This window comes from Mycetocola sp. (genome assembly GCF_046716805.1).
In the GTDB taxonomy this organism is placed as follows: domain Bacteria; phylum Actinomycetota; class Actinomycetes; order Actinomycetales; family Microbacteriaceae; genus Mycetocola_A.
The window spans coordinates 1-20,808 of the sequence record NZ_JBKJWH010000018.1 but is presented as its reverse complement, the minus strand read 5'-3'; the positions used below and the strand labels follow the sequence as shown (position 1 = coordinate 20,808).

General features: G+C 66.9%; 17 protein-coding genes. 8 read left to right on the top strand and 9 right to left on the bottom strand.

The features are described from left to right. Positions 1–26 precede the first annotated feature (26 nt). Positions 27–1,607 (bottom strand): methionine--tRNA ligase, encoded by a 1,581-nt coding sequence (gene metG / locus ACLQ62_RS01455; RefSeq protein WP_411719880.1) that lies wholly within the window; start codon positions 1,605–1,607, stop codon positions 27–29. Between the two features lie 102 nt (positions 1,608–1,709). Then, the gene (gene rsmI / locus ACLQ62_RS01450; RefSeq protein ID WP_411719879.1) at positions 1,710–2,528 is read right to left on the bottom strand and encodes a 16S rRNA (cytidine(1402)-2'-O)-methyltransferase; all 819 of its coding nucleotides are present in this window, start codon (positions 2,526–2,528) and stop codon (positions 1,710–1,712) included. 58 nt (positions 2,529–2,586) lie between these two features. Between rsmI and ACLQ62_RS01445 the strand changes: the two genes are divergently transcribed. The 6 genes from ACLQ62_RS01445 to ACLQ62_RS01420 all read left to right on the top strand — a co-directional run bounded on the left by ACLQ62_RS01445 (position 2,587) and on the right by ACLQ62_RS01420 (position 9,351). Continuing rightward, complete coding sequence (locus ACLQ62_RS01445; protein WP_411719878.1) at positions 2,587–4,248, top strand: dolichyl-phosphate-mannose--protein mannosyltransferase; 1,662 nt, start codon at positions 2,587–2,589, stop codon at positions 4,246–4,248. Beyond that, positions 4,239–5,258 carry a YeiH family protein gene (locus ACLQ62_RS01440; RefSeq protein WP_411719877.1) on the top strand — a complete coding sequence of 340 codons (1,020 nt, stop codon included), beginning with the start codon at positions 4,239–4,241 and terminating at the stop codon, positions 5,256–5,258. Before ACLQ62_RS01445 ends, ACLQ62_RS01440 begins: the two co-directional genes overlap by 10 nt. A gap of 65 nt (positions 5,259–5,323) precedes the next feature. Beyond that, complete coding sequence (locus ACLQ62_RS01435; protein ID WP_411719876.1) at positions 5,324–6,613, top strand: O-acetylhomoserine aminocarboxypropyltransferase/cysteine synthase family protein; 1,290 nt, start codon at positions 5,324–5,326, stop codon at positions 6,611–6,613. 3 nt (positions 6,614–6,616) lie between these two features. After that, entirely contained in the window at positions 6,617–7,183 is a 567-nt protein-coding gene (locus ACLQ62_RS01430) for a CoA-binding protein (RefSeq protein ID WP_411719874.1), read from the top strand. Positions 7,184–7,338: 155 nt separating this feature from the next. Continuing rightward, positions 7,339–8,706: an L-serine ammonia-lyase gene (locus ACLQ62_RS01425; protein WP_411719873.1), complete on the top strand. Its 1,368-nt coding sequence runs from the start codon at positions 7,339–7,341 to the stop codon at positions 8,704–8,706. Positions 8,707–8,796: 90 nt separating this feature from the next. Then, a complete protein-coding gene (locus ACLQ62_RS01420) occupies positions 8,797–9,351 on the top strand; it encodes a sulfurtransferase (protein WP_411719872.1) in 555 nt (184 codons plus the stop codon). Positions 9,352–9,379: 28 nt separating this feature from the next. Here the strand turns inward: ACLQ62_RS01420 and ACLQ62_RS01415 are convergent, their stop codons facing one another. The 4 genes from ACLQ62_RS01415 to ACLQ62_RS01400 form a co-directional block, all read right to left on the bottom strand. Then, positions 9,380–11,212 (bottom strand): thioredoxin domain-containing protein, encoded by a 1,833-nt coding sequence (locus ACLQ62_RS01415; protein WP_411719871.1) that lies wholly within the window; start codon positions 11,210–11,212, stop codon positions 9,380–9,382. Positions 11,213–11,241: 29 nt separating this feature from the next. After that, positions 11,242–11,838 (bottom strand): FMN reductase, encoded by a 597-nt coding sequence (gene msuE, locus ACLQ62_RS01410; RefSeq protein ID WP_411719870.1) that lies wholly within the window; start codon positions 11,836–11,838, stop codon positions 11,242–11,244. A gap of 63 nt (positions 11,839–11,901) precedes the next feature. Continuing rightward, a complete protein-coding gene (locus ACLQ62_RS01405) occupies positions 11,902–12,714 on the bottom strand; it encodes a DUF1684 domain-containing protein (protein ID WP_411719869.1) in 813 nt (270 codons plus the stop codon). Positions 12,715–12,738: 24 nt separating this feature from the next. Beyond that, positions 12,739–13,578 carry an aldo/keto reductase gene (locus tag ACLQ62_RS01400; RefSeq protein WP_411719868.1) on the bottom strand — a complete coding sequence of 280 codons (840 nt, stop codon included), beginning with the start codon at positions 13,576–13,578 and terminating at the stop codon, positions 12,739–12,741. 169 nt (positions 13,579–13,747) lie between these two features. Between ACLQ62_RS01400 and hrpA the strand changes: the two genes are divergently transcribed. After that, positions 13,748–17,590, top strand: coding sequence for an ATP-dependent RNA helicase HrpA (gene hrpA / locus ACLQ62_RS01395; RefSeq protein ID WP_411719867.1), 3,843 nt, complete (start codon positions 13,748–13,750; stop codon positions 17,588–17,590). Here hrpA and ACLQ62_RS01390 read toward each other — a convergent pair. From ACLQ62_RS01390 to ACLQ62_RS01380, 3 genes are read right to left on the bottom strand one after another with little or no spacing between them, the layout of a single operon-like run. Continuing rightward, complete coding sequence (locus ACLQ62_RS01390) at positions 17,587–18,339, bottom strand: amino acid ABC transporter ATP-binding protein (protein WP_411719886.1); 753 nt, start codon at positions 18,337–18,339, stop codon at positions 17,587–17,589. The two genes, hrpA and ACLQ62_RS01390, sit on opposite strands and share 4 nt — an antisense overlap. 11 nt (positions 18,340–18,350) lie before the next feature. Next, positions 18,351–19,346, bottom strand: coding sequence for an amino acid ABC transporter permease (locus tag ACLQ62_RS01385; protein WP_411719866.1), 996 nt, complete (start codon positions 19,344–19,346; stop codon positions 18,351–18,353). Positions 19,347–19,348: 2 nt separating this feature from the next. Continuing rightward, positions 19,349–20,245, bottom strand: coding sequence for an ABC transporter substrate-binding protein (locus tag ACLQ62_RS01380; RefSeq protein ID WP_411719865.1), 897 nt, complete (start codon positions 20,243–20,245; stop codon positions 19,349–19,351). 364 nt (positions 20,246–20,609) lie between these two features. Here ACLQ62_RS01380 and ACLQ62_RS01375 point away from each other — a divergent pair. Next, positions 20,610–20,808 (top strand): Gmad2 immunoglobulin-like domain-containing protein (locus tag ACLQ62_RS01375; RefSeq protein WP_411719864.1); only part of this gene is annotated, 199 nt, incomplete at its 3' end.

Sequence of the window (20,808 nt, the reverse complement as noted above, 5' to 3'; positions counted from 1 at the left end):
GCGCTCGCCAAGCGGCATCCCGCCGGTCAGTTGACGGTGCTCTCGATGCGCGGGAACAACGCCTCCAGTGCCGAGACCTGCGTGCCGGCAGGCAGCTGGCCCCAGTTCCCTGCGTCCCGGAGCGGCTGATCCTCCAGAGCGCCGAGCGCGTCGGTGACGCCCAGCGCCGTCCAGAGCCGGGCGGTGGCGTCGGGGAGGACAGGTGACAGCAGCACGGCGAGGGCGCGCAGTCCGTCGAGCGCCGTGTACAGCACAGTGCCGAGGCGCTCGCGGTTCGCGTCATCCTTTGACAACGCCCACGGCTCCTGCGAAGTGATGTACCCGTTCAGCTCGTCAACGATCCTCCAGATCGCGGAGAGGGCGTCGTGGATGGCCAATTTCCGAATCGACGCGTCAGCGAGGTCGGATGCCGTCGACACGACGGCATGGATGACGAGCTCCGCGTCCGTCCGTTCCGCCTCTGCGGGAACGACACCGTCGAAGTAGCGCGTCACCATGGCGATCACGCGGGACGCGAGGTTGCCGAAACCATTGGCGAGTTCCGACTGGTACCGGGCGGACAGGTCTTCCCAGCTGAACGAGCCGTCCTGCCCGAACGCGATGGCGCGCATGAAGTAGTACCGGAATGCATCCGAGCCGAAGGTGTCGGTGATCTCGGTCGGGGCGATACCGGTGAGCTTCGACTTGGACATCTTCTCGCCGCCGACGAGCAGCCAGCCGTGCCCGAAGACCTGCTTCGGCACCTCGAGGCCCGCGGCGAGGAGCATCGCCGGCCAGATGACGGCGTGGAACCGGAGGATGTCCTTCCCAACGATGTGGGTTGCCGGCCAGCGGCGGGCGAACTCCTCCTCGTCCTGCCCGTACCCGACAGCGGTCACGTAGTTCAGCAGGGCGTCGAACCAGACGTAGACGACGTGGGAGTCATCCCACGGCACCTTGACTCCCCAGTCGAAGCTCGAGCGGGAGATCGACAGGTCGGAGAGTCCCTGCCTGACGAACTGGATCACTTCGTTGCGGGCGGACTCGGGCTGGATGAAGTGGGGGCGTTCCTCGTACAGGGCGAGCAGCCGGTCGGTGAAATCGCTCATCCGGAAGAAATAGTTCTTCTCCTGCAGCAGTTCGAGCGGCTTGGAGTGGATCGCGCAGACCTTCTGCCCCTCGAACGGCCCGGTGCCGTCGACGATCTCGGACTGCGGCTTGAACTCTTCACAGCCGACGCAGTACAGCGCTTCGTACTCGCCTGAGTACACGAACCCCGCGTCGAACAGTCGCTGCAGGAACAGTTGCACGTTCGTCTCATGGCGTTCGTCCGTGGTGCGGATGAAGTCGTCGTTCTTGATGTTGATGGTTTTCAGCAGCGGCTTCCACGCCTCGGTGACAAGCTTGTCCGCCCATTCCTTCGGCGTGGTGCCGTTGGCGGTGGCCGTGCGGAGGATCTTCTCGCCGTGCTCATCGGTTCCGGTCAGCGACCAGGTGTCATCGCCGGCCTGACGGTGCCAGCGGGCGAGGACGTCCGCAGCCACCTCCGTGTAGGCGTGACCGATGTGGGGCGCATCATTCACATAGAAGATGGGCGTGGTGATGTAGAACGAATTGCCGCTGGCCATGGGAACAATCCTATGGCCGCGCTCCAGCGCATGACGCCGTGCCGCGAGTTGCTGAGGTTGCGGTGGTGCCGGCCGGGACCACCCCACAGTTGGCAGCTCGCGTCAGTTCCTGGCGGCGAGCGCCGCCTGGTACAGCTCCCGCTTGCTCAGCCCGGTCGCCTCCGATACTTGCGCTGTTGCTTCCTTCAGCCGTTCCCCAGCGGTCACGAGCTCGAGCACCTGGACGACACCGTCGTGCAGGTTGACCTCGCGTTTCTCAGCACCGGCGATCACGATGCAGATCTCACCGCGGACGCCGGCCTCGGCCCACTCGGCCAGTTCGGCGGCTGTGCCGCGCTTGACCTCTTCGAACATCTTCGTCAGTTCGCGGCAGACGACAACCCTGCGGTCCGCCCCGAGAACGGATGCCGCGTCCGCGAGCGAGGCGGCCAGGCGGTTCGGGGATTCGAAGAAGACCATGGTGCGGCGTTCGTGCTCCAGCTGCCGGAACGCCTGAACCCGGTCCCCATGCTTTCGCGGCAGAAAACCCTCGAAGCTGAACCGGTCGGTCGGCAGGCCGGAGACGGCGAGCGCCGTGATCACGGCGCTCGGACCGGGCAGGACCGAGACTCCGACACCGGCCTCGACCGCGGCGACGACGAGGTGGTATCCGGGGTCGGAGACCGTCGGCATGCCGGCGTCGCTGAGCACGAGCAGGTCGCTGTCCCGGGCGAACTCGATCAGCTCGGCGGATCTCTCGCGTTCATTGTGCTCGTGCAGGCTGACCAGCCGGGGCTTGTGCGAGACGCCCAGCCCCTTGAGCAGCTTCACGGTCGTCCTCGTGTCCTCGGCGGCGACGACCTCGGCCGTGCTGAGTGCGTCGACGAGGCGCTTCGAGGCGTCCCCGAGGTTTCCGATCGGGGTTGCAGCGAGGATGATCATGGTCCCAGTCTCCCACTGTGCCGCCTGACGGCCGCGTCGTGATGGTTAGCATGGCAGGGTGTCCACCCCGAATCGCGAGTCGATCGCCCCGCCTGGGAATCCAGCCGTGACCGGCGGCCCGGCCGCAGCGGCCGAGTTCGCTGGCGACGACGAGGTGGAGCGCGGGTCCCGCCTGGACGAGGTCGGCGCACGGATGTTGTCGACGCCGCGTCGACGCCTCGCCTGGTACTGGGGGGCACCGCTCGTCGTCGCCCTGCTCGCCGGCATCCTCCGCATCTGGAATCTCGGCCACCCGCACGCTCTCGTCTTCGATGAGACGTTCTACGTGAAGGATGCCTGGACGCTGCTGTCGAACGGGTACGAATCGGCGTGGCCCGAGAATTCTGATGAGGCGTTCAACCGCGGAGAGACCTCAGGCTTCCTCGACGACCCGTCGTATGTCGTTCATCCGCCGCTCGGCAAATGGCTGATCGCCCTGGGGATGGCCGTGTTCGGCGCCGGAGACAGTTTCGGCTGGCGGATCTCGACGGCGATCGTCGGAACCCTCGCTGTCGCCGTGCTGATGCTGATCGCGCGCAAGCTGTTCGCGTCAACACTCCTGGCGGTGCTCGCCGGATTCCTCCTCGCCATCGACGGCCACGCCATCGTGATGTCGCGGGTGGCGGTGCTCGACAACTCGGTGATGCTGTTCGCGCTTCTCGGCTTCGGTTGTGTCCTCCTCGATCGGGAACGGCACCAACGCGTCCTCGGCGAGCGTTTGAGGGACGCCCGTGCGGCAGGCGACGATCCATCGTGGGGGCCTGTGCTCTGGTGGCGGCCGTGGGTGCTCGCGGCCGGGCTTTGCTTCGGGCTGGCGTCCAGCGTGAAATGGAGCGGACTGTACTTCCTCGCGGCGTTCGGCCTGTACCTCGTCGTCGTCGACGCCCTCGCCAGGCGCCGGCTGGGCGTGCCGCTCTGGACCAGCGCCGCGGTGCTCAAGCAGGGGCCCGCGACCTTCCTCGTGTTCGTGCCCCCTGCCCTCGCCGTGTACCTGGCGAGCTGGACGAACTGGTTCGTCAGCGACAACAGTTACTACCGGCACTGGGCCGACCAGGCGTCGAACGCGTGGACGGGGGCGTTCGCCTGGGTGCCGTCGACATGGCAAAGCTTTCTCCATTACCAGCAGTCGATCTACGACTTCCATGTGGGGCTGAAAGCGCCGCATCCGTACTCCGCCGAGCCGGTGAGCTGGCTGGCCATGACCCGGCCGACGAGCATGTGGTACGCGTCACCTGGCGCAGGCACAGAGGGGTGCATCGCCGAACCGTGCTCCCAGGCGATCACATCGATCGCGAACCCGCTGATCTGGTGGGCCGCTGCCGCGGCACTGTTCTACCTCGTCTATCGCCTGGCCAGGTACCGGGAATGGAAGGTGGGGCTGATCCTCATGGGGACCGTCGCCGGTTACCTCCCGTGGTTGCTCTACACCGAGCGGACGGTGTTCCAGTTCTACACGATCGTGTTCCTGCCGTACCTTCTGCTCGGCCTCGTCTTCGCCCTCCGCGTGTTGCTCGGCTCAGCGAACGACGAACGCTGGCGACGAAGACGCGGGATCGGGCTGATTGTCGTCTTCGTCGTCGCGGCCGCTGCGCTCACTGCGTTCTGGTATCCGCTCTGGTCCGCGACGACGGTGCCGTACTGGTTCTGGATGCTGCACTCCTGGTTGCCGACATGGGTGTGACCGCGGCTCCGGCCGCGTCGTCGATCTGGCGCTCCCGGACCCCGGGGATCCTCCTCGCCGGCGGCGCTGTGATCGTTGCCGGCGCCCTGCACCTGCTGCTCCCCGCCGTCCCCCTGCTCACCCTCTGTGTCACGCTCGGCATCGCCTGCGGCCTGGTCCCCGCCGTCCGCCGGCACCTGGACGGGCTGTTCGCCGCTGGGATCGCCTTTTCCGCGAGACGGCTGATGCGCATCGGAATCGTCCTGCTCGGGCTGAAACTCAGCCTCGTCGACGTCGTCGGCCTCGGCTGGGGCGTCTTCCTCAGTACCGTCGCCGTCGTTCTGCTCAGTTTCGGCGGCACCTGGGCACTTGGCCGGCTGTTCCGGCTCCCCGGCCATGAACCGCTCCTGATCGCCACCGGCTTCGCGATCTGCGGCGCGAGCGCCATCGGGGCGATGGCCGGAGTCGTTCGGGCGAAGAACTCGGAGCAGGGTCCGCCGATCGCGCTGGTCACGCTGTGCGGGACTCTCGCGATCTTCGTCCTGCCGGTGCTCTGGCATCCGCTCGGCCTGAGCGATCTCGAGTTCGGCCACTGGGTCGGTGCCGGCGTGCACGATGTCGGGCAGGTCGTCGCGACGGCACAGCTCGCAGGGGGCGGCGCGCTCGCGGTCGCGCTCGTGGTGAAGCTGACACGGGTGCTTCTGCTCGCACCGATCGTCGCCGTCGCCGGCGTCGTCGAACGCCGGCGGGATGTGCCAGACGGGGCGGTCAGACCCCCCATCGTTCCCCTCTTCGTCGCAGGGTTCGTCGGAGCGATGCTCGTCCGCACCGTCATACCGCTCCCGGAACCGGTCCTGACGGCGGCGGACGGCATCCAGACCGTCCTGCTCGCCATGGCCCTCTTCGCGCTCGGTGCCGCCGTCAACCTCCGGCGTCTGGGCTCCACCGGGTGGCGGTCGCTCGTCGTCGGCCTGCTCGCCTGGCTGCTCATCGCCGGCCTGGCCTTCGCGGCCGTCTCGCTGTTCGGCTGAGCTGTGCTTCACAGTGTTACGTTCCCGGGCGGACCGCCGTCGTCGAAGCCGGTAACCTCGATCCCATGGCAGATCGCGAATACGGCTTCCGCACCCGGGCAATTCATGCGGGCAACATCCCTGACTCGGTGACCGGTGCCCGCGCGCTCCCGATTTACCAGTCGACGGCGTTCGTGTTCGACGACACGTCGGATGCCGCGGCGCGTTTCGCGCTGCAGAAATACGGAAACATCTACTCCCGGTTGGCGAACCCGACGGTGGCCAGTTTCGAAGAGCGCGTCGCGAGCCTCGAGGGCGGCCTCGGAGCCGTCGCGACGGCATCCGGGTTGTCGGCGCAGTACATCACCTTCGCGAGCCTCGTCGGAAGCGGCGACCACATCGTGGCATCCGCGAACCTGTACGGCGGTTCGATCACCCAGCTGGACGTGACGCTGCGCCGCTTCGGAGTGGAGACGACCTTCGTGCAGTCGGCGGACGCCGAGGACTACGCCGCTGCTATCACCCCCAAGACGAAGCTGATCTTCGCCGAGACCATCGCGAACCCGTCGGGCGAGATCGCCGACATCGAAGCGCTCGCGGACGTCGCGCACGCCCATGGCATCCCGCTCGTCATCGACTCGACGATTGCAACTCCTTACCTCAACCGCCCGATCGAGTGGGGCGCCGACATCGTCACCCACTCGGCGACCAAGTTCCTCGGCGGGCACGGCACGACGCTCGGCGGCGTGGTGGTCGAGAGCGGCCGGTTCGACTGGCACACCGACACCTTCCCACTCTTCGGCCAGCAGGTTCCGAGCTACGGCGGCCTGGAATGGTCGGGCAACTTCGGCGAGTACGCATTCCTTACCCGGCTGCGGGCTGAACAGCTGAGAGACATCGGTCCCGCGCTCTCGGCGACAGCGGCGGCCACACTGGCTCAGGGCGTCGAAACCCTCTCCTACCGGATGCAGGCGCACGTCGACAACGCCAGCAGAGTCGCCGCCTGGCTCGAGGCCGACCCGCGCATCGAAGCGGTGTACTGGGCGGGGCTCGACTCGCACCCACATCACGAACGCGCCAGGAAGTACCTGCCGAAGGGTGCAGGCAGTGTCTTCAGTTTCGTCGTCAAGGGCGGTCGCGCTGTCGGCCAGAAGCTCATCGAATCGGTCAACCTCGCGAGCCACGTCGCCAACATCGGCGACACGAAAACGCTCATCATCCACCCGGCGTCGACCACGCACGCCCAGCTGACCGAGCAGCAACTGCTCGACGCGGGTGTGCTTCCCGGTGTCGTGCGCCTCAGCGTCGGCATCGAAGACGTCGACGACATCATCTACGACCTCGATCAGGCACTCGCCCAGGCAGTGGAGGCTTAAGCCATGTCAGAACTCGTGACCACCCAACTGCAGAACGGGCTCACCTGCTCGCTCCCGTCCGATTCGCCGCTCGCCAAACTGCTGAGAACGCAGCGCACCTGGGTCGGCCCTGACGCGAAAGCACGACTGGGCATCCTTCGCAACGCGACGTCCGTGGCGATCGTGGGGGCGTCGCCGAACCCGGCACGCTCCAGCTACTTCGTCGGCACGTACCTGCTCCAGTCCACCGACTTCCGCGTGTATTTCGTGAACCCGAACGCCGACGAGATCCTCGGCCAGAAGGCCTACCCCGACCTCGCGTCGCTGCCGGAGGTGCCCGACATCGTGGATGTGTTCCGCAAGGCGAGCGACATCCCGTCGGTGATCGACGACGTCCTCGCCAGCGGCGCGAAGACCGTGTGGGTGCAGCTCGGCATCTGGAATGAGGAAGCAGCGCGTTACGGCGAGGAGAACGGCCTGACCGTCGTCATGGACCGGTGCATCAAGGTCGAGCATGCCCGGTTCAACGGCGGGCTCAACCTGTTCGGCTTCGACACCGGGCAGATCACCTCCCGCAAGGGCCTGCGCTGAGTCGTTCCACACCTCGCAGGTTTGGTGCGTAGCACCCGCGTTTCCGCCGTTTTCCTGCACCGCAGGCGCACTCCGGGAGGACATCGCCCACCCCTCGCCTCCGCGTTCTAGAGTGGCAGAGGACCTCCATGCGGGCGGTTCGGCGAGGAGAGAACATGACGGCGTACGTTTCGGCTTTCGACCTGTTCTCGATCGGCATCGGGCCGTCGAGTTCACACACGGTCGGTCCGATGCGCGCCGCCCTGGACTTCGCGACGCGGCTCGGCTCCTCCGGTCGACTGGGCGCGGTCGAGCGGGTCACCTGCGTCCTCTACGGCTCGCTCGGGTCGACGGGCATCGGCCACGGCACACCGGACGCCGTGGTCGCCGGTCTCGCCGGCGCCCGCCCGGAGACGTGTGACCCCGCCGAGGTCCGCCGCGCCTGGTCGGAACTCGCCCCGGGCAGCTCCATCGTTCTCGGCGGAAGCCACACCATCCCCTTCGAGAAAACGGATGTCAGCTTCGAACCGCGCACACGTCTGCCTTCACACCCCAACGCCCTGACACTGTCCGCGTGGTCAAGCGGTGCCGAGCCGCTCGCGAGCGAAACGTACTACTCGGTCGGCGGCGGGTTCATCCGCCGGGAGGGCGAAGACCTGGCGGCACGACCGGCACCGGCCTACCCTCTCCCGTTCGCGACCTCCGCCGCCCTCCTCGCCTTGTGCGCCGAGCACGGACTGCGGATCGATGAGGTCGCCAGGCGGAACGAGGAAGCCGTCCGCTCCCCCGCCGATGTCGACGCCGGCCTCGACGCCATCTGGGCGGCGATGGACCAGTCCGTTCGAAACGGGCTCGCCGGCGGCGGAATCCTGCCTGGGGGGCTGAACGTCAAGCGCCGAGCGGCGGCGGTCCGTGAACACCTGGAGACCGCCGAAGCCGAGAGCGGTCGTGAACTGACAAGCGAATGGCTGCATTCGTTCGCCCTCGCCGTGAACGAGGAGAACGCGGCGGGCGGGCGCGTGGTTACCGCACCGACCAATGGCGCCGCCGGGATCATCCCCGCAGTGGCGTCGTACTACCTGCGTTTCGTCCCCGGAGCGTCGGCCGACGGCATCCGCCGGTACCTGCTGACCGCCACTGCAATCGGCTCGCTGTTCAAAGCCAACGCGTCGATCTCGGGCGCGGAGGGCGGCTGCCAGGCCGAAGTCGGTTCGGCGTGTGCCATGGCCGCAGGAGCGCTCTGCGCGGTGCTCGGCGGCACCCCCGGCCAGGTGGAGAATGCGGCTGAAATCGCGATGGAACACCACCTCGGCCTCACCTGTGACCCCGTCGGAGGCTTGGTGCAGGTGCCATGCATCGAACGCAACGCCATTGCGTCGACGACAGCGGTCAGCGCCGCGCGGCTCTCACTGCACGGAGACGGGACACACCTGGTCTCGCTCGACCAGGTGATCGAGACGATGCGCCAGACCGGCGTGGACATGTCGACGAAGTACAAGGAAACGAGCGAAGGCGGCCTCGCGGTCAACGTGATCGAGTGCTGACCAGGTCGGTGCGCGACATCGTGTGAACGCACGTGACCCCCGGTGACCTCGGTGCGGGACAGATCGGTACGGCTCCCTTACCGTTGACTCATGCCTCCCGTTCTCAGCGGCCCAACGGTCACGACGCAGTGGCTGGCCGATTCCCTGGGCTCTGACGATCTTGTCGTCCTCGACGCCACGGTGATCGTTGCGCGCTCGGCGAGAGGGCACAGGTTCATATCCGGTCACGAACGATACCTGCTCGACGGGCACCTCCCCGGAGCCGTCTTCGCCGACCTGCTCACGGTGTTCAGCGACGCTGATGGTCGGTTCCCGGTCATGCGGCCGGATGCTGCGGCGTTCGAGCGTGCGGCGGCATCCGTCGGAATTCGGGAGTCGAGCACCGTCGTGGCATACGACAGCGGGGATGGAACGTGGGCGGCACGCCTGTGGTGGCTGTTCCGCGGTTACGGTTTCGCCTCGATCGCCGTGCTGGACGGCGGCCTCGCCGCTTGGCTCACCGAGGGCCGCGACATCGACACCGGGCGCGTCGAGCCGGCGTCTGGTGCGATCGTCGCCAGGCCACAGCCGGAACTCTGGGAGGATCAGGCTGAGCTCGAACACGTCGTCGCGGCCGGCAGGCGACCTCCGCACCCACGACGGTGACCCGGCCTGCCGTCGATGGGGCTGAGCGTCACACCGGGGTGGGCATACGGCAGGTGAAGTCCTCACACAGGTAGGCGGCCCGTGCGCCGTTTCTCGGCGTTCGGGCGGCGAACAGCTCGAATCCGGCTGCCGCGAACTCGCGAGCCTGCTGCTCGCTGACCAGCGCGGTGACATCCGTGCGCCGGGCGCGGATGCTCTGCGGAAGGCCCGCGGTTCGCCCGGCGGCGTCCGGGCTGACGACGACAAGCTGAACCGGGGTGCGCACCAGCCTGTGCAGCACGGTGAGCGAGGTGCCGAACGACAGCGGGTTGGCGAGCGCGAGTTCGGCGACGGCGCCGAGGATGGCGACGGCGGCGTCCCGGTAGCGGTTCTCCCCCGTGAGCAGGTACAGCCGCCACGCCGCGTCGGCGCTCGCGCTGAGCCCGGAGGGATACGCGCCCTCGGACGGGTCGCCGGCCAGCGTGATCCCTGAGGCGACGAGGACGGGGTCGCCTCCGCCGGGCTCCGCGAACACGGTGCCCGCCGCTTCGCCGGCGGCGAGGGCGTCATCGACGAGCGAGCGCGCGGCGGTCGCGTACGCCGGTTCGCCTGTCGCCGCAGCGAGCGCGAGGAGCCCGCCGGCGAGCATCCCGTAGTCCTCGAGTGTTGCCGGTGCGCCTGAGCGGCGCTCGGCCACCGACGCCCGGATCAGCCGGCCGTCAGCCCCGCGGTGGTTCTCCAACAGGTAATCTGCCGCCCACCGGGCGGACTCCAGCCAGTCGTCGCGGTCGAAGACGACGGCGGCGCGGGCGAGTGCGGCGATGGCGAGGCCGTTCCAACCGGCCAGGACCTTCTCGTCGAGTGCTGGCGGCTCGAGCTCCGCCCGGCCGTCGGCGTCGCGGGCGTAATAGCCGCCCTCTGACCGCGTCCCGTCAATGACCGACTCGGAGTCCTGCGCGCTCGCGAATCCGCCTGAGGGGAGCTGCAGGGTGCCGAGGAGGAAGTCGGCGATGCCGGACGCGGCCGTGCCGGCCCACGCCCGGCTGTCGTCATCCGCCCAGGCGAGCGTGAACGCGTCCAGCAGGAGGGCGTTGTCGTACAGCATCCGTTCGAAGTGCGGGTCGCTCCAATCGCGCTTCGTGGCGTATCGGAAGAATCCGCCCTCCACCGGGTCGCGGAGCGGCGACCCGGCCATCCGTTCGAGGGTGCGGGCACCGAGCCCCGCACCAGACCCCGATTCGAGGAGGAAGCCGAGGACCGGTGCGACGGGGAACTTGGGAGCGCTGCCGAATCCGCCGTACTGGAGGTCTTCGACGGCAGCCAGACCGTCGACGGCGGCGTCGATGGCAATTTCGTCAGGGAGGGCTCCACCCGACGGAGCGGGGGCAGCAGCGATTGCGCTCGCGATCGCTGCTGCGTTCCGGAGGACCTCGGTGCGCCGGTTCTCCCAGGCGTCCAACACCGCCTCGAGCAGCTGGCGGAACGACGGATAGCCTGAAATCGGCGTGGGTGGGAAGTACGTGCCCGCGTGGAATGCCACGCCCTGCGTCGTCGCGAACACGCTCAACGGCCAGCCGAGCTGACGGGTGAACGCCGCGGCCTGGGCCATGTAGCTGGCGTCGACGCCTGGGTGTTCCTCCCGGTCCACCTTGATGCTCACGAAGTTGTCGTTGAGGATTTCGGCGATGACCGGATCGCTGAACGACTCCCGCGCCATCACATGACACCAATGGCAGGTTGAGTAGCCGATCGACACGAAGACCGGCACGTCGCGGGCGGATGCCTCGTCGAACGCATCCGGCCCCCATTCACGCCAGTCGACAGGGTTGTCGGCGTGCGCACGGAGGTAGGGGCTGAGCGCGGTGGCGAGGCGGTTGACCATGCCTCCAGCCTAGGTTTGGCTCGTGGCGGCTACCAAGCCCCCACATACGCGGAGATCTCGTCGCTTTCGCGGTCCCGGTTGTGCACGAACGGCAGGCCACGGAGGACGGCCAGTTGGACCCGGGACTTCACCGCGTCGGAGGTCAGCGTGTATTCGGTGAAGTCGGTGTTCGAGGCGTAGACGCCGATCGGCAGGGTGAGTGCCTGGAAGAAGCCGAACAGCGGACGGAACTGGTGCTCGAGCATGAGGGCGTGACGTTCGCCGCCTCCGGTTGCCGCGAGCAGCACCGGCTTGTCGATCAGGGCGTACTGACCGACGAAGTCGAAGAGGTGTTTGAACAGCCCGGTGAACGACCCTCGGTAGACCGGGCTGGCGACGACGAGGAGATCGGCGTCCTCGATGCGACGCAGCTCCTCCTCGACCGACGCGGCAACCTGCTCGCGGGTGAGAGCACCAGCGAACTCCGGCCCGATGTCGCTCAGCTCGATGATGTGACGCGAGATCTCCTGGTGTTCGGCGATCTCGTCGAGGATGGCCGACACGAGCGCACTCGTCTTTGATGGTGCGTGGAGGCTGCCGCTGACCGCGACGACCCGGAGAGGGCGGTTTGCTCTGTTCTCGACCATGCTGCGACGCTACGCCCGTCGCGACGGTGGCCGCCAACGAGGCGAAACACGACGTAACGCGGCTCAGTCCGCCAGGAGGACGTTCCGCTCGCCGGCGCGGATCGGGAAGCCGAGTCGGTTGCCCGCCGGCGGCAGGGGGCACACATAGAAGTCACTGAACGCGCACGGCGGCAGGTAGGCCCGGTTGAAATCCGCGACCACGGTGCCGTCGTCGGCAGGCAGCGCCAGGTCGAGGAAGCGGAACCGGTAGCTCTCGGCGCCGCTCGTTCCGTCGGCGAACACCGCGTGCAGGCGTCCGCGCTCGAGCGTCACCGTCAACGACGCGGGCCCGTCCGGCAGGTCGAGGTCGACGAACCCGGCGGGCGCGTCTTCTGAACGGTGGCCGTCGATCGTGGTGAACTCGACGCTCGTCTCAGGTTCCGCCGGGCGGAACCGGCCGGCGAGGACGAACTCTTCAGTGGGAGCGAACGCGTCGATCCCGTGCAGCACCGCTCGCGTCGGTGCGTCCGGATCCAGCAACCGGAGTGCCAGCGCTCCGTCCCGTTCGAAGTAGCGGAGCCGTTTCTCGCCCCACTCGACGTCCTGCCCTGCTGTCAGCGTGACCGTCGTTCCCGAGATCGCTCCGATCGGCCGGCCGCCCTGGAGGAGCGTCAGTCCTTCGAGCTCGTCGCCGGTGCCGACGATCCCCTCAGGTGCCGCCTGCCAGGTTCCTGGCACACCCTCGTACTCCGACGGTGCGCCGGCGAGCCAGTGTGTGGCGACGAGGGAGGCCAGGCCGAGCGGCGAACCGGTGCCTCGCTCCCGTGCCTCATGCCAGCTTGCCCAGTCGGCGGCGAAGGTGTCGGTGCTGGAGTCGAAACTGTCGGGCAATGCCATGAGAGAAGATCCTCGGCTCGGGGGTCAATTGACGTCGTTGGGGTGCGAGCCGACGCGGCCATCGCGCTCGAGGGCGGAGATCGCGGCGATTTCGGCATCCGTCAACTCGAAGTCGAAGATGTCGAGGTTCTCGGCGATGCGCGCCCGACTGTTCGACTTGGGGAAGACGATGTTGCCGTTCTGCAGGTGCCAGCGCAGAACGACCTGCGCGGGCGTCTTGCCATGGGCTACCGCTGCTCCGGCGACGCTCGGCTCAGCGAGAAGGGGATATTTGCCCTGACCAAGCGGACCCCACGCCTCGATCTGGATGCCGTGGCTGCGGGAGAACTCGACGACCTCACGCTGCTGGAGCGCCGGGTGCAGTTCGATCTGGTTCACAGCGGGAACCGTTCCGCCGTCGGCAAGGAGCGTTTCGAGGTGCCCCACGAGAAAGTTCGACACCCCGATCGACGTGGCCTTGCCATCGGACTGAATCTGCTGGAGGGCCTTCCAGCTTTCCCGGTACAGGTCACGCCGAGGGGTGGGCCAATGGATCAGGTACAGGTCGACGAAATCGAGTCCGAGCTTTTCGAGGCTCGAGTCGATCGCATTGTGCGCGGAGCTCGTGCCCTGGTCCGAGTTCCAAAGCTTGGTGGTGATGAACAGATCTTCGCGGGGGATGCCGCTGGCCGCTATCGCGCGGCCGACTCCCTCTTCGTTGCCGTAGATGGCCGCCGTGTCGATGTGACGGTAGCCGAGTTCCAGGGCATCCGACACGATCCCTTCGGTTTCGGCCGGGTCGACCTTGAACACACCGAAGCCCATCTGCGGGATCGTCGCTCCTGAGTTGAGGGGAAGTACCGGGCCGCTCCAGGATGTCGTCATGCATCCAGCTAACCATCCCAGGAAGGTGGCACCAACTTCACGGGCGGCGCTTCGCCGTCAGCGCAATCGGCGGGGACGCACGTCCGCGAATTCACGACTTTGCGGTGGTTGCAGAACCCGTTCACCCCTGCAAACCATGCAACTCGCGACGGAAGTACGATGGAGGGCTATGTCTTTTACGATCTCCTATCCCCCCGAGCTGCCCGTCAGCCAGATGCGGGACGAGATCGCCGACGTCATCCGCGATAACCAGGTCGTCATCGTGGCCGGTGCCACCGGCTCGGGCAAGACAACCCAGCTGCCGAAGATCTGCCTCGAGCTCGGTCGCGAGTCGATCGGGCACACCCAGCCCCGCCGCCTCGCCGCCCGAACCATCGCCGAGCGCATCGCAGAGGAACTGGGCACCGAACTAGGCGGCCTCGTCGGCTACCAGGTCCGATTCACCGACCAGGCGAGCACAGACACCAGGGTCAAGCTGATGACCGACGGGATCCTTCTCAACGCCATCCACCGCGACCGGATGCTGCGGGCCTACGACACGATCATCATCGACGAGGCCCACGAACGCAGCCTCAACATCGACTTCCTGCTCGGCTACCTCAAGCAGCTACTGCCGAAGCGGCCTGACCTCAAGGTCATCATCACCTCCGCGACCATCGACCCGCAGAGCTTCTCCCGTCACTTCGACGATGCACCCATCGTCGAAGTGTCCGGGCGGACGTTCCCCGTCGAGGTGCGGTACCGGCCGCTCGTCGCCGATGCTCCGGCCGACGACGACCCTGACGAGGCATCCGAAACGCAACCAGATCTGGACCCGATCGACGGCATCACCGCCGCCCTCGACGAACTCGCGGCGGAATCAATGGGCGACGTCCTCGTCTTCCTCAGCGGCGAGACCGAGATCCGCGACACCGCCGACGCTCTTCGCGCCCGGTACGCGACCGGCGGTGCAGGCGTCACCGAAGTGCTGCCGCTCTACGGGCGCCTGACATCAGCCGAGCAGCACCGGGTGTTCCAGCCGAGCGCAGTGGCGGGTGTGCGCCGCCGCATCGTCCTGGCCACGAACGTCGCCGAGACGAGCCTCACCGTGCCGGGGATCAAGTACGTCATCGACGCCGGAACCGCGAGGATCTCCCGCTACAGCGTCCGGTCGAAGATCCAGCGGCTCCCGATCGAGGCCATTTCGCAGGCATCCGCGAATCAGCGCTCAGGCCGATCCGGCCGCACGAGCGACGGCATCGCCATCCGCCTCTACTCGGAGCAGGACTTCACCGCCCGCCCGGAGTACACCGAACCGGAGATCCTCCGCACCAACCTCGCCGCGGTGATCCTGCAGATGGTGTCGCTCGGACTCGGTGACATCCAGGCGTTTCCGTTCCTCCAGCCGCCGGACTCCCGCGGCATCAAGGACGGGTTGGATCTGCTCCGTGAGCTCGGGGCGATCAGCACCGCCGAGGGCGTCACGCCGGCCCTCACGAAGGTCGGTCGCGACCTGTCCCGCCTCCCGATCGACCCTCGGTTCGCGCGGATGGTCGTCGAGTCGAAACGCCACGGCGTGTCCCGCGAGGTGATGGCCATCGTCGCGGCGCTCACCATCCAGGATCCGCGGGAGCGTCCACTCGAGCGTCGCGCGCAGGCCGATGAACAGCACGCGAGATTCATTGACCCGACGAGCGATTTTCTTTCGCTGCTCAACCTGTGGAACTACCTCGAGGACAAACAGAAGGAACTCGGTTCGAGCGCATTCCGGCGGCTGTGCAAGACCGAGTATCTCAACTACCTGCGGGTGCGCGAATGGCAGGACGTCGTCCGCCAGCTCCGGCAGTTGTCGAAACCGCTCGGGCTCACACTCAGCGACCGTGCGATCAACCCGGACGGCATCCACAAGTCGCTGCTCGCCGGGTTGCTCTCGCACCTCGTATTGAAGGATGCCGCGGCGGCCGCCGCGAACACTGCACGCGGCAAGCAGGCTTCTCGCCCCGGTCCGCCGAAGAAGGGCGACTACATCGGGGCGCGGCAGACCCGGTTCGTCATCTTCCCCGGGTCTGCCCTCGCGAAGAAACAGCCCAACGCGCTCATGGCCGCTGAACTGGTCGAGACCTCACGCCTGTTCGCACGGACCAACGCGGCGATCGACCCGGCCTGGGCGGAGCAGATCGCCGGGGACCTTCTCAAGCGCAGCTTCTCCGAGCCGCACTGGGAGAAACAGCAGGGAGCCGTCGTCGCGTGGGAGAAGGTCATGCTCTATGGCCTCGCCATCATCCCTCGCCGTCGCGTCCAGTACGCCCGGATCGACCCCGAGCTCAGCCGCGAGTTGTTCATCCGGCACGCCCTCGTCGAAGGCGAATGGGACTCGCCACAAGCGTTCGATCGCGCGAACCGCAAACTCCGCAAGGAGCTCGCCGAGCTTGAGGAGCGCACGCGACGTCGCGACATCCTCTTCGACGACGAAGCCGTCTTCGACTTCTACAATTCCCGGATCCCCGCAGACGTGTTCTCCACCAGAAGCTTCGAAGGGTGGTGGCGCGAGGCACGCAAATCCACTCCCGACCTGCTGACCATGCGCCAGGAAGATCTCCTGCCCGACGACGCACCCGAGGTCGACGAAGCTCAGTTCCCGCCGGTGTGGCGACAAGGCGACCAGAGGCTCAGCCTGCGGTACCGGTTCGAGCCGGGCGCGGAGGACGACGGTGTCACCGTCCAGGTGCCGTTGCCGCTGCTCCCCCGGCTGTCACCGGCCGGTTTCGACTGGCAGGTGCCCGGACTGCGCCAGGACCTCGTCACCGCGATGATCAAGTCACTGCCGAAAGCGATCCGCCGTAACGTTGTGCCTGCAGCGGACTGGGCACGACGGCTGATGGCCGAGCTGCCGGATGCTCCGCCACAGCCGGCACCGCAGGTCACGAACAACGACACCCTCGCCGCCTCTCTCGCGATCGCGATCAAGCGGCTCTCGTACATGCCGATCGAGGCCTCCGACTTCGACCTCTCCCGGATCCCCGGCCACCTGCGGGTGACCTTCCGCGTCGTCGACGAGAAGGGTCGCCCGGTTGCCGCGAGCAAGGACCTCGTCGACCTGCAACACCGCCTCGCCTCCCGCACCCGCGAAAGTGTGGCGAAGGTCGCCGAGGCGACACCCAACGCGCTCGAACGCTCCGGCATTACCCGGTGGGACTTCGACGAACTGCCGCGGTACGTCGACACCCGCCACGCAGGCAACACCATCCGGGGCTACCCGGCACTCGTCGACGAGCGGACCTCGGTGTCGATCCGGATCATGGCCACCGAAGCCGACCAGCGACGGGCGATGCCCGGCGGCGTGCGCCGGCTGCTGCTCCTGGCCGTTCCGTCGCCGGTGACCTACGTGCAGCAGCACCTCACGTCCGCTGAAAAACTCGTGCTCGCCACAAGCCCGTATCCCTCGACGCAGGCTCTCTTCGACGACTGCCTGATCGCGTGCATCGACGATGTCCTCTTCCGCGTGTCGGCAGACGGATGCCTCTTCATGAGACTCGAATTCGAAACGGTTCGCGACCGCGTCTCCGGCGCGATGATGAACACGATGTTCGACACGGTGTCACTTGTCGCGAAGGTGCTCACCGCGGGGCGAACAGCGGAGAAGGCCCTGAAGCGGGCGACGAGCCTGTCGCTGCTCCCCGCCCTGACCGACGCCACGGCCCAGCTCGGCGGCCTCGTTTTTCCGGGCTTCGTTTCCGCCACGGGTACCGCACGACTGGCATCCGTGCCGAGGTATCTCGCCGGGATCGCCCACCGCGCCGAGAAACTGCCGGACAACCCGAGCCGCGACCGGGTCTGGATGAACGAGATTCAGGCCGCAGCGGCGCTGTTCGAGGCCGCGGGCGGCAGCATCCCCCTCGACCCGTTCGCTCCCCCGCACCTCGTCAAGGCGCGCTGGATGCTCGAGGAACTCCGGCTCAGCCTGTTCGCGCAGAACATCGGGGCTGCCGAGACCGTCTCACTCCAGCGGATCCGAAAGGTGCTCGCTGGCTAGAGCACCTTCGACAGGAACGACTGCGTGCGCTGGTGCTGCGGGTTGGACAGGACCTCGCGCGGGTCTCCCGATTCGACGACAACGCCGCCGTCCATGAAGACGAGCGAGTCGGCGACCTCACGGGCGAAACCCATCTCGTGAGTGACGACGATCATCGTCATGCCCGTGCTCGCGAGTTCCTTCATCACGTCGAGCACCTCGCCCACGAGCTCTGGGTCAAGCGCGCTCGTCGGCTCGTCGAAGAGCATGAGCTTCGGTTCCATGGCGAGGGCCCGGGCGATCGCGACCCGCTGCTGCTGCCCACCGGACAGGTGAGCGGGATAGTGGCCCATGTGCTCGGACAGCCCGACCCGCTCGAGGAGTTCCTTCCCCTTCGACACGGCCGCTGCCTTGCTCAGGCCGCGGACCTGGAGCGGGGCCTCGATGATGTTCTCGAGGGCCGTCATGTGAGGGAACAGGTTGAACCGCTGGAAGACCATGCCGATGTCGCGCCGCTGGCGGGCGGCCACCTTCGGTTTGAGTTCGTACAGTTTGTCGCCGCGCTGCTCGTATCCGACGAGCTGCTCGTCGACGAACAAACGGCCGGCGTCCACCCGTTCGAGGTGGTTGATGCAGCGCAGGAACGTTGACTTACCGGACCCGCTGGGCCCGACGAGGCACATCACCTCGCCGCGGGCGACTTCGAGGGTGATGCCCTTGAGCACCTGGTTGCTGCCGAAGTTCTTGCAAACGATCTCCGCGCGTACCATCGGGGACTCGGTCATGTCCTGCCTCCCTCTTCGCTGGATGTCTGCGCTCTCGTTGGGACCGCTCCGGTGTTCGCACCGACACCGGCCGATTCGTCGATCGGGGCGCTCTTGTCGAGACGCATCGCACCGATACCCCGTGAGAACCGTTTCTCGAGGAAGTACTGGCCCACCATGAGGATCGAGGTGAACAGCAGGTACCAGCTCGACGCAACGAGCAGCATGGGGACGACGTTGAAGTTCACTGCCGAGATGTCGCGGGAGCGGGTGTAGAGGTCGAGGCTGAACGGCACGGCGACCACGAGCGAGGTGGTCTTGAGCATCGAGATGACTTCGTTGCCGGTTGGCGGGATGATGATGCGCATCGACTGCGGAACGATGATGCGCCGCATGGTCTGCGGCCAGCTCATGCCGAGGGCGGTCGCCGCTTCTTCCTGGCCTTTGTCGACCGAGAGGATGCCGGCACGCACGATTTCAGCCATGTAGGCGGCTTCGTTCAGGGCCAGGCCGATGACGGCGATGGTGAAGGTGTTGAGCAGTTCGCTCGTCTCCCACGACGCCAGAGGCTGTAGTCCGGGCACGCCGATGTCGATGGTGTTGTAGATCACCGAGATGAGGCCCCAGAAGACGAGCTGGACGTAGACCGGCGTTCCGCGGAAGATCCACAGGTAGAGCCAGGCGACGCTCTTCACCACGGGGTTCGGCGAGAGCCGCATCACAGCGAGCAGCAGCCCGAGGAGTATGGCGATGATCATCGAGTAAACGGTGAGCTGGATGGTCACCCACGCCGCAGCGGCGATACGCCGGTCGAAGATGTACTTCGCATATTCGGGCCAGTCGTAGGCCGGCCGGAGTGCGGCGTCCCAGACGAACAGCGCGAGTGCGGCTATCAGGACGACGGCGACCACCATGCGCCACGGGTGACGCAGTTTGATGGCTTTGATGGGGTCAGACCCCGCCAGCGCGGCGGTTTCCCGCTGCGCCGGCGGGTTCTGCATGTCCGCTGGCATGCTTAGCCCTTCGAGGCTGCGTTGATCGTGATTTCGTCGACGCCGCCGTCTGCGACACCCCACTCGGCGAGGATCTCCTCATAGGTGCCATCCGCGATCAGCGATTCGAGCGCGGAAACGATGGCCTCGGTCAGCTCGCTGTCCTTCGCGATCGGGAGCCCATACGGCGCCTCGTCGAAGGTTTCACCGGCCGCCTGCAGCTTGCCGTCGGTCTGGGCGATGGCGTAAAGCGTCACCGGGGAGTCCGCGCTGAACGCATCGGCCTGACCGAGGACGACCGCGTTCGCGGCGGCATCCTGAGCTTCGAACTGCAGCTTCTCGATCGGCTCCTTGCCAGCCGCCACGCAGGCGTCGGACTTGGCCGGTACCTCTTCGGTGTCCTGGAAAGTGGTGGCCTGGACGGCGACCTTCAACCCACAGGCGTTGTTCGGGTCGACTTCTTCACCCGCGCGCGACGCCCACTGCACGCCGGCCGTGTAGTAATTGATGAAGTCCACCTGCTCTTCACGCTCCACGGTATCCGTGAACGAGGAGAGCCCGAAGTCAAGCTTGTTGCCGACGATCGACGGGATGATGTTATCGAACTGCGACGCCTTGTACTCGGTCTCAAGCCCGAGCTTGGCGGCCATCGCGTCGATCAGGTCGATCTCCCAGCCGATCACTTTGCCGTCTGGGTCTTTGAACTCGTTTGGCGCATAGTTGGCGTCCGTGCCGATGACAAGCTTTCCCTCTTCCTTGATGTCGTCGGGAAGCAGTGCAACGCTTGCCTCGTCGACGGAGACACCGGCGCCTCCTCCTCCGCCAGTGGCGGGGGCTTCTTCGTTGTTCACACACCCGGTGAGCACGAGGGCGGCTGCTGCCGCCAGTGCCAGGGGTGCAACAAGGGATTTTCTGCGCATGGGTCTGTTCCTTAATCTCGCAACGTCAACGCTGACGGTACACCGAGACTAACCCACCGGAAGGGAGCCACCTCGCGCACGAAACCAAGTTGTAACCGGCCGCCCACCCGGACGGCGCGAGAGGAACTCGTGTTGCTTTCGCGGGTACTACTGTCACAGTCAGGCACGATAGTCGGCGCCCGCCCGATCGCAGGAGGTCCTCGGTGAGACCGACTCGCCCGTTTCCGGAAGCTCTGTCGAACGCACCGGCGGACTGATCGTGCTGGTGGCACCTGCTCCAGCGTGCTGGTCGGAAGGGGTATCACCAGTACCGCCCACGCTCGGCCCGCCGCGCGTAGCGTGGAGCCGGCGGAATCGAGAAGGCGTGGTCGGCGCTCGCGTCGCTGCACCGGTGGAAGCCGAAGGCACGGCGAACACGTTCGAGGCGGTGCTCACGGTCGACATCGTGAACGAGGCAGGCGACATCCTCTGCACGCGGCACATCCTGGCGACATCGGGAAGCGGGACGACAGGAACCTGGCAGGCACGCCTCGGCTTCGGCCCCGAGCAGGACGCCGCTGCAC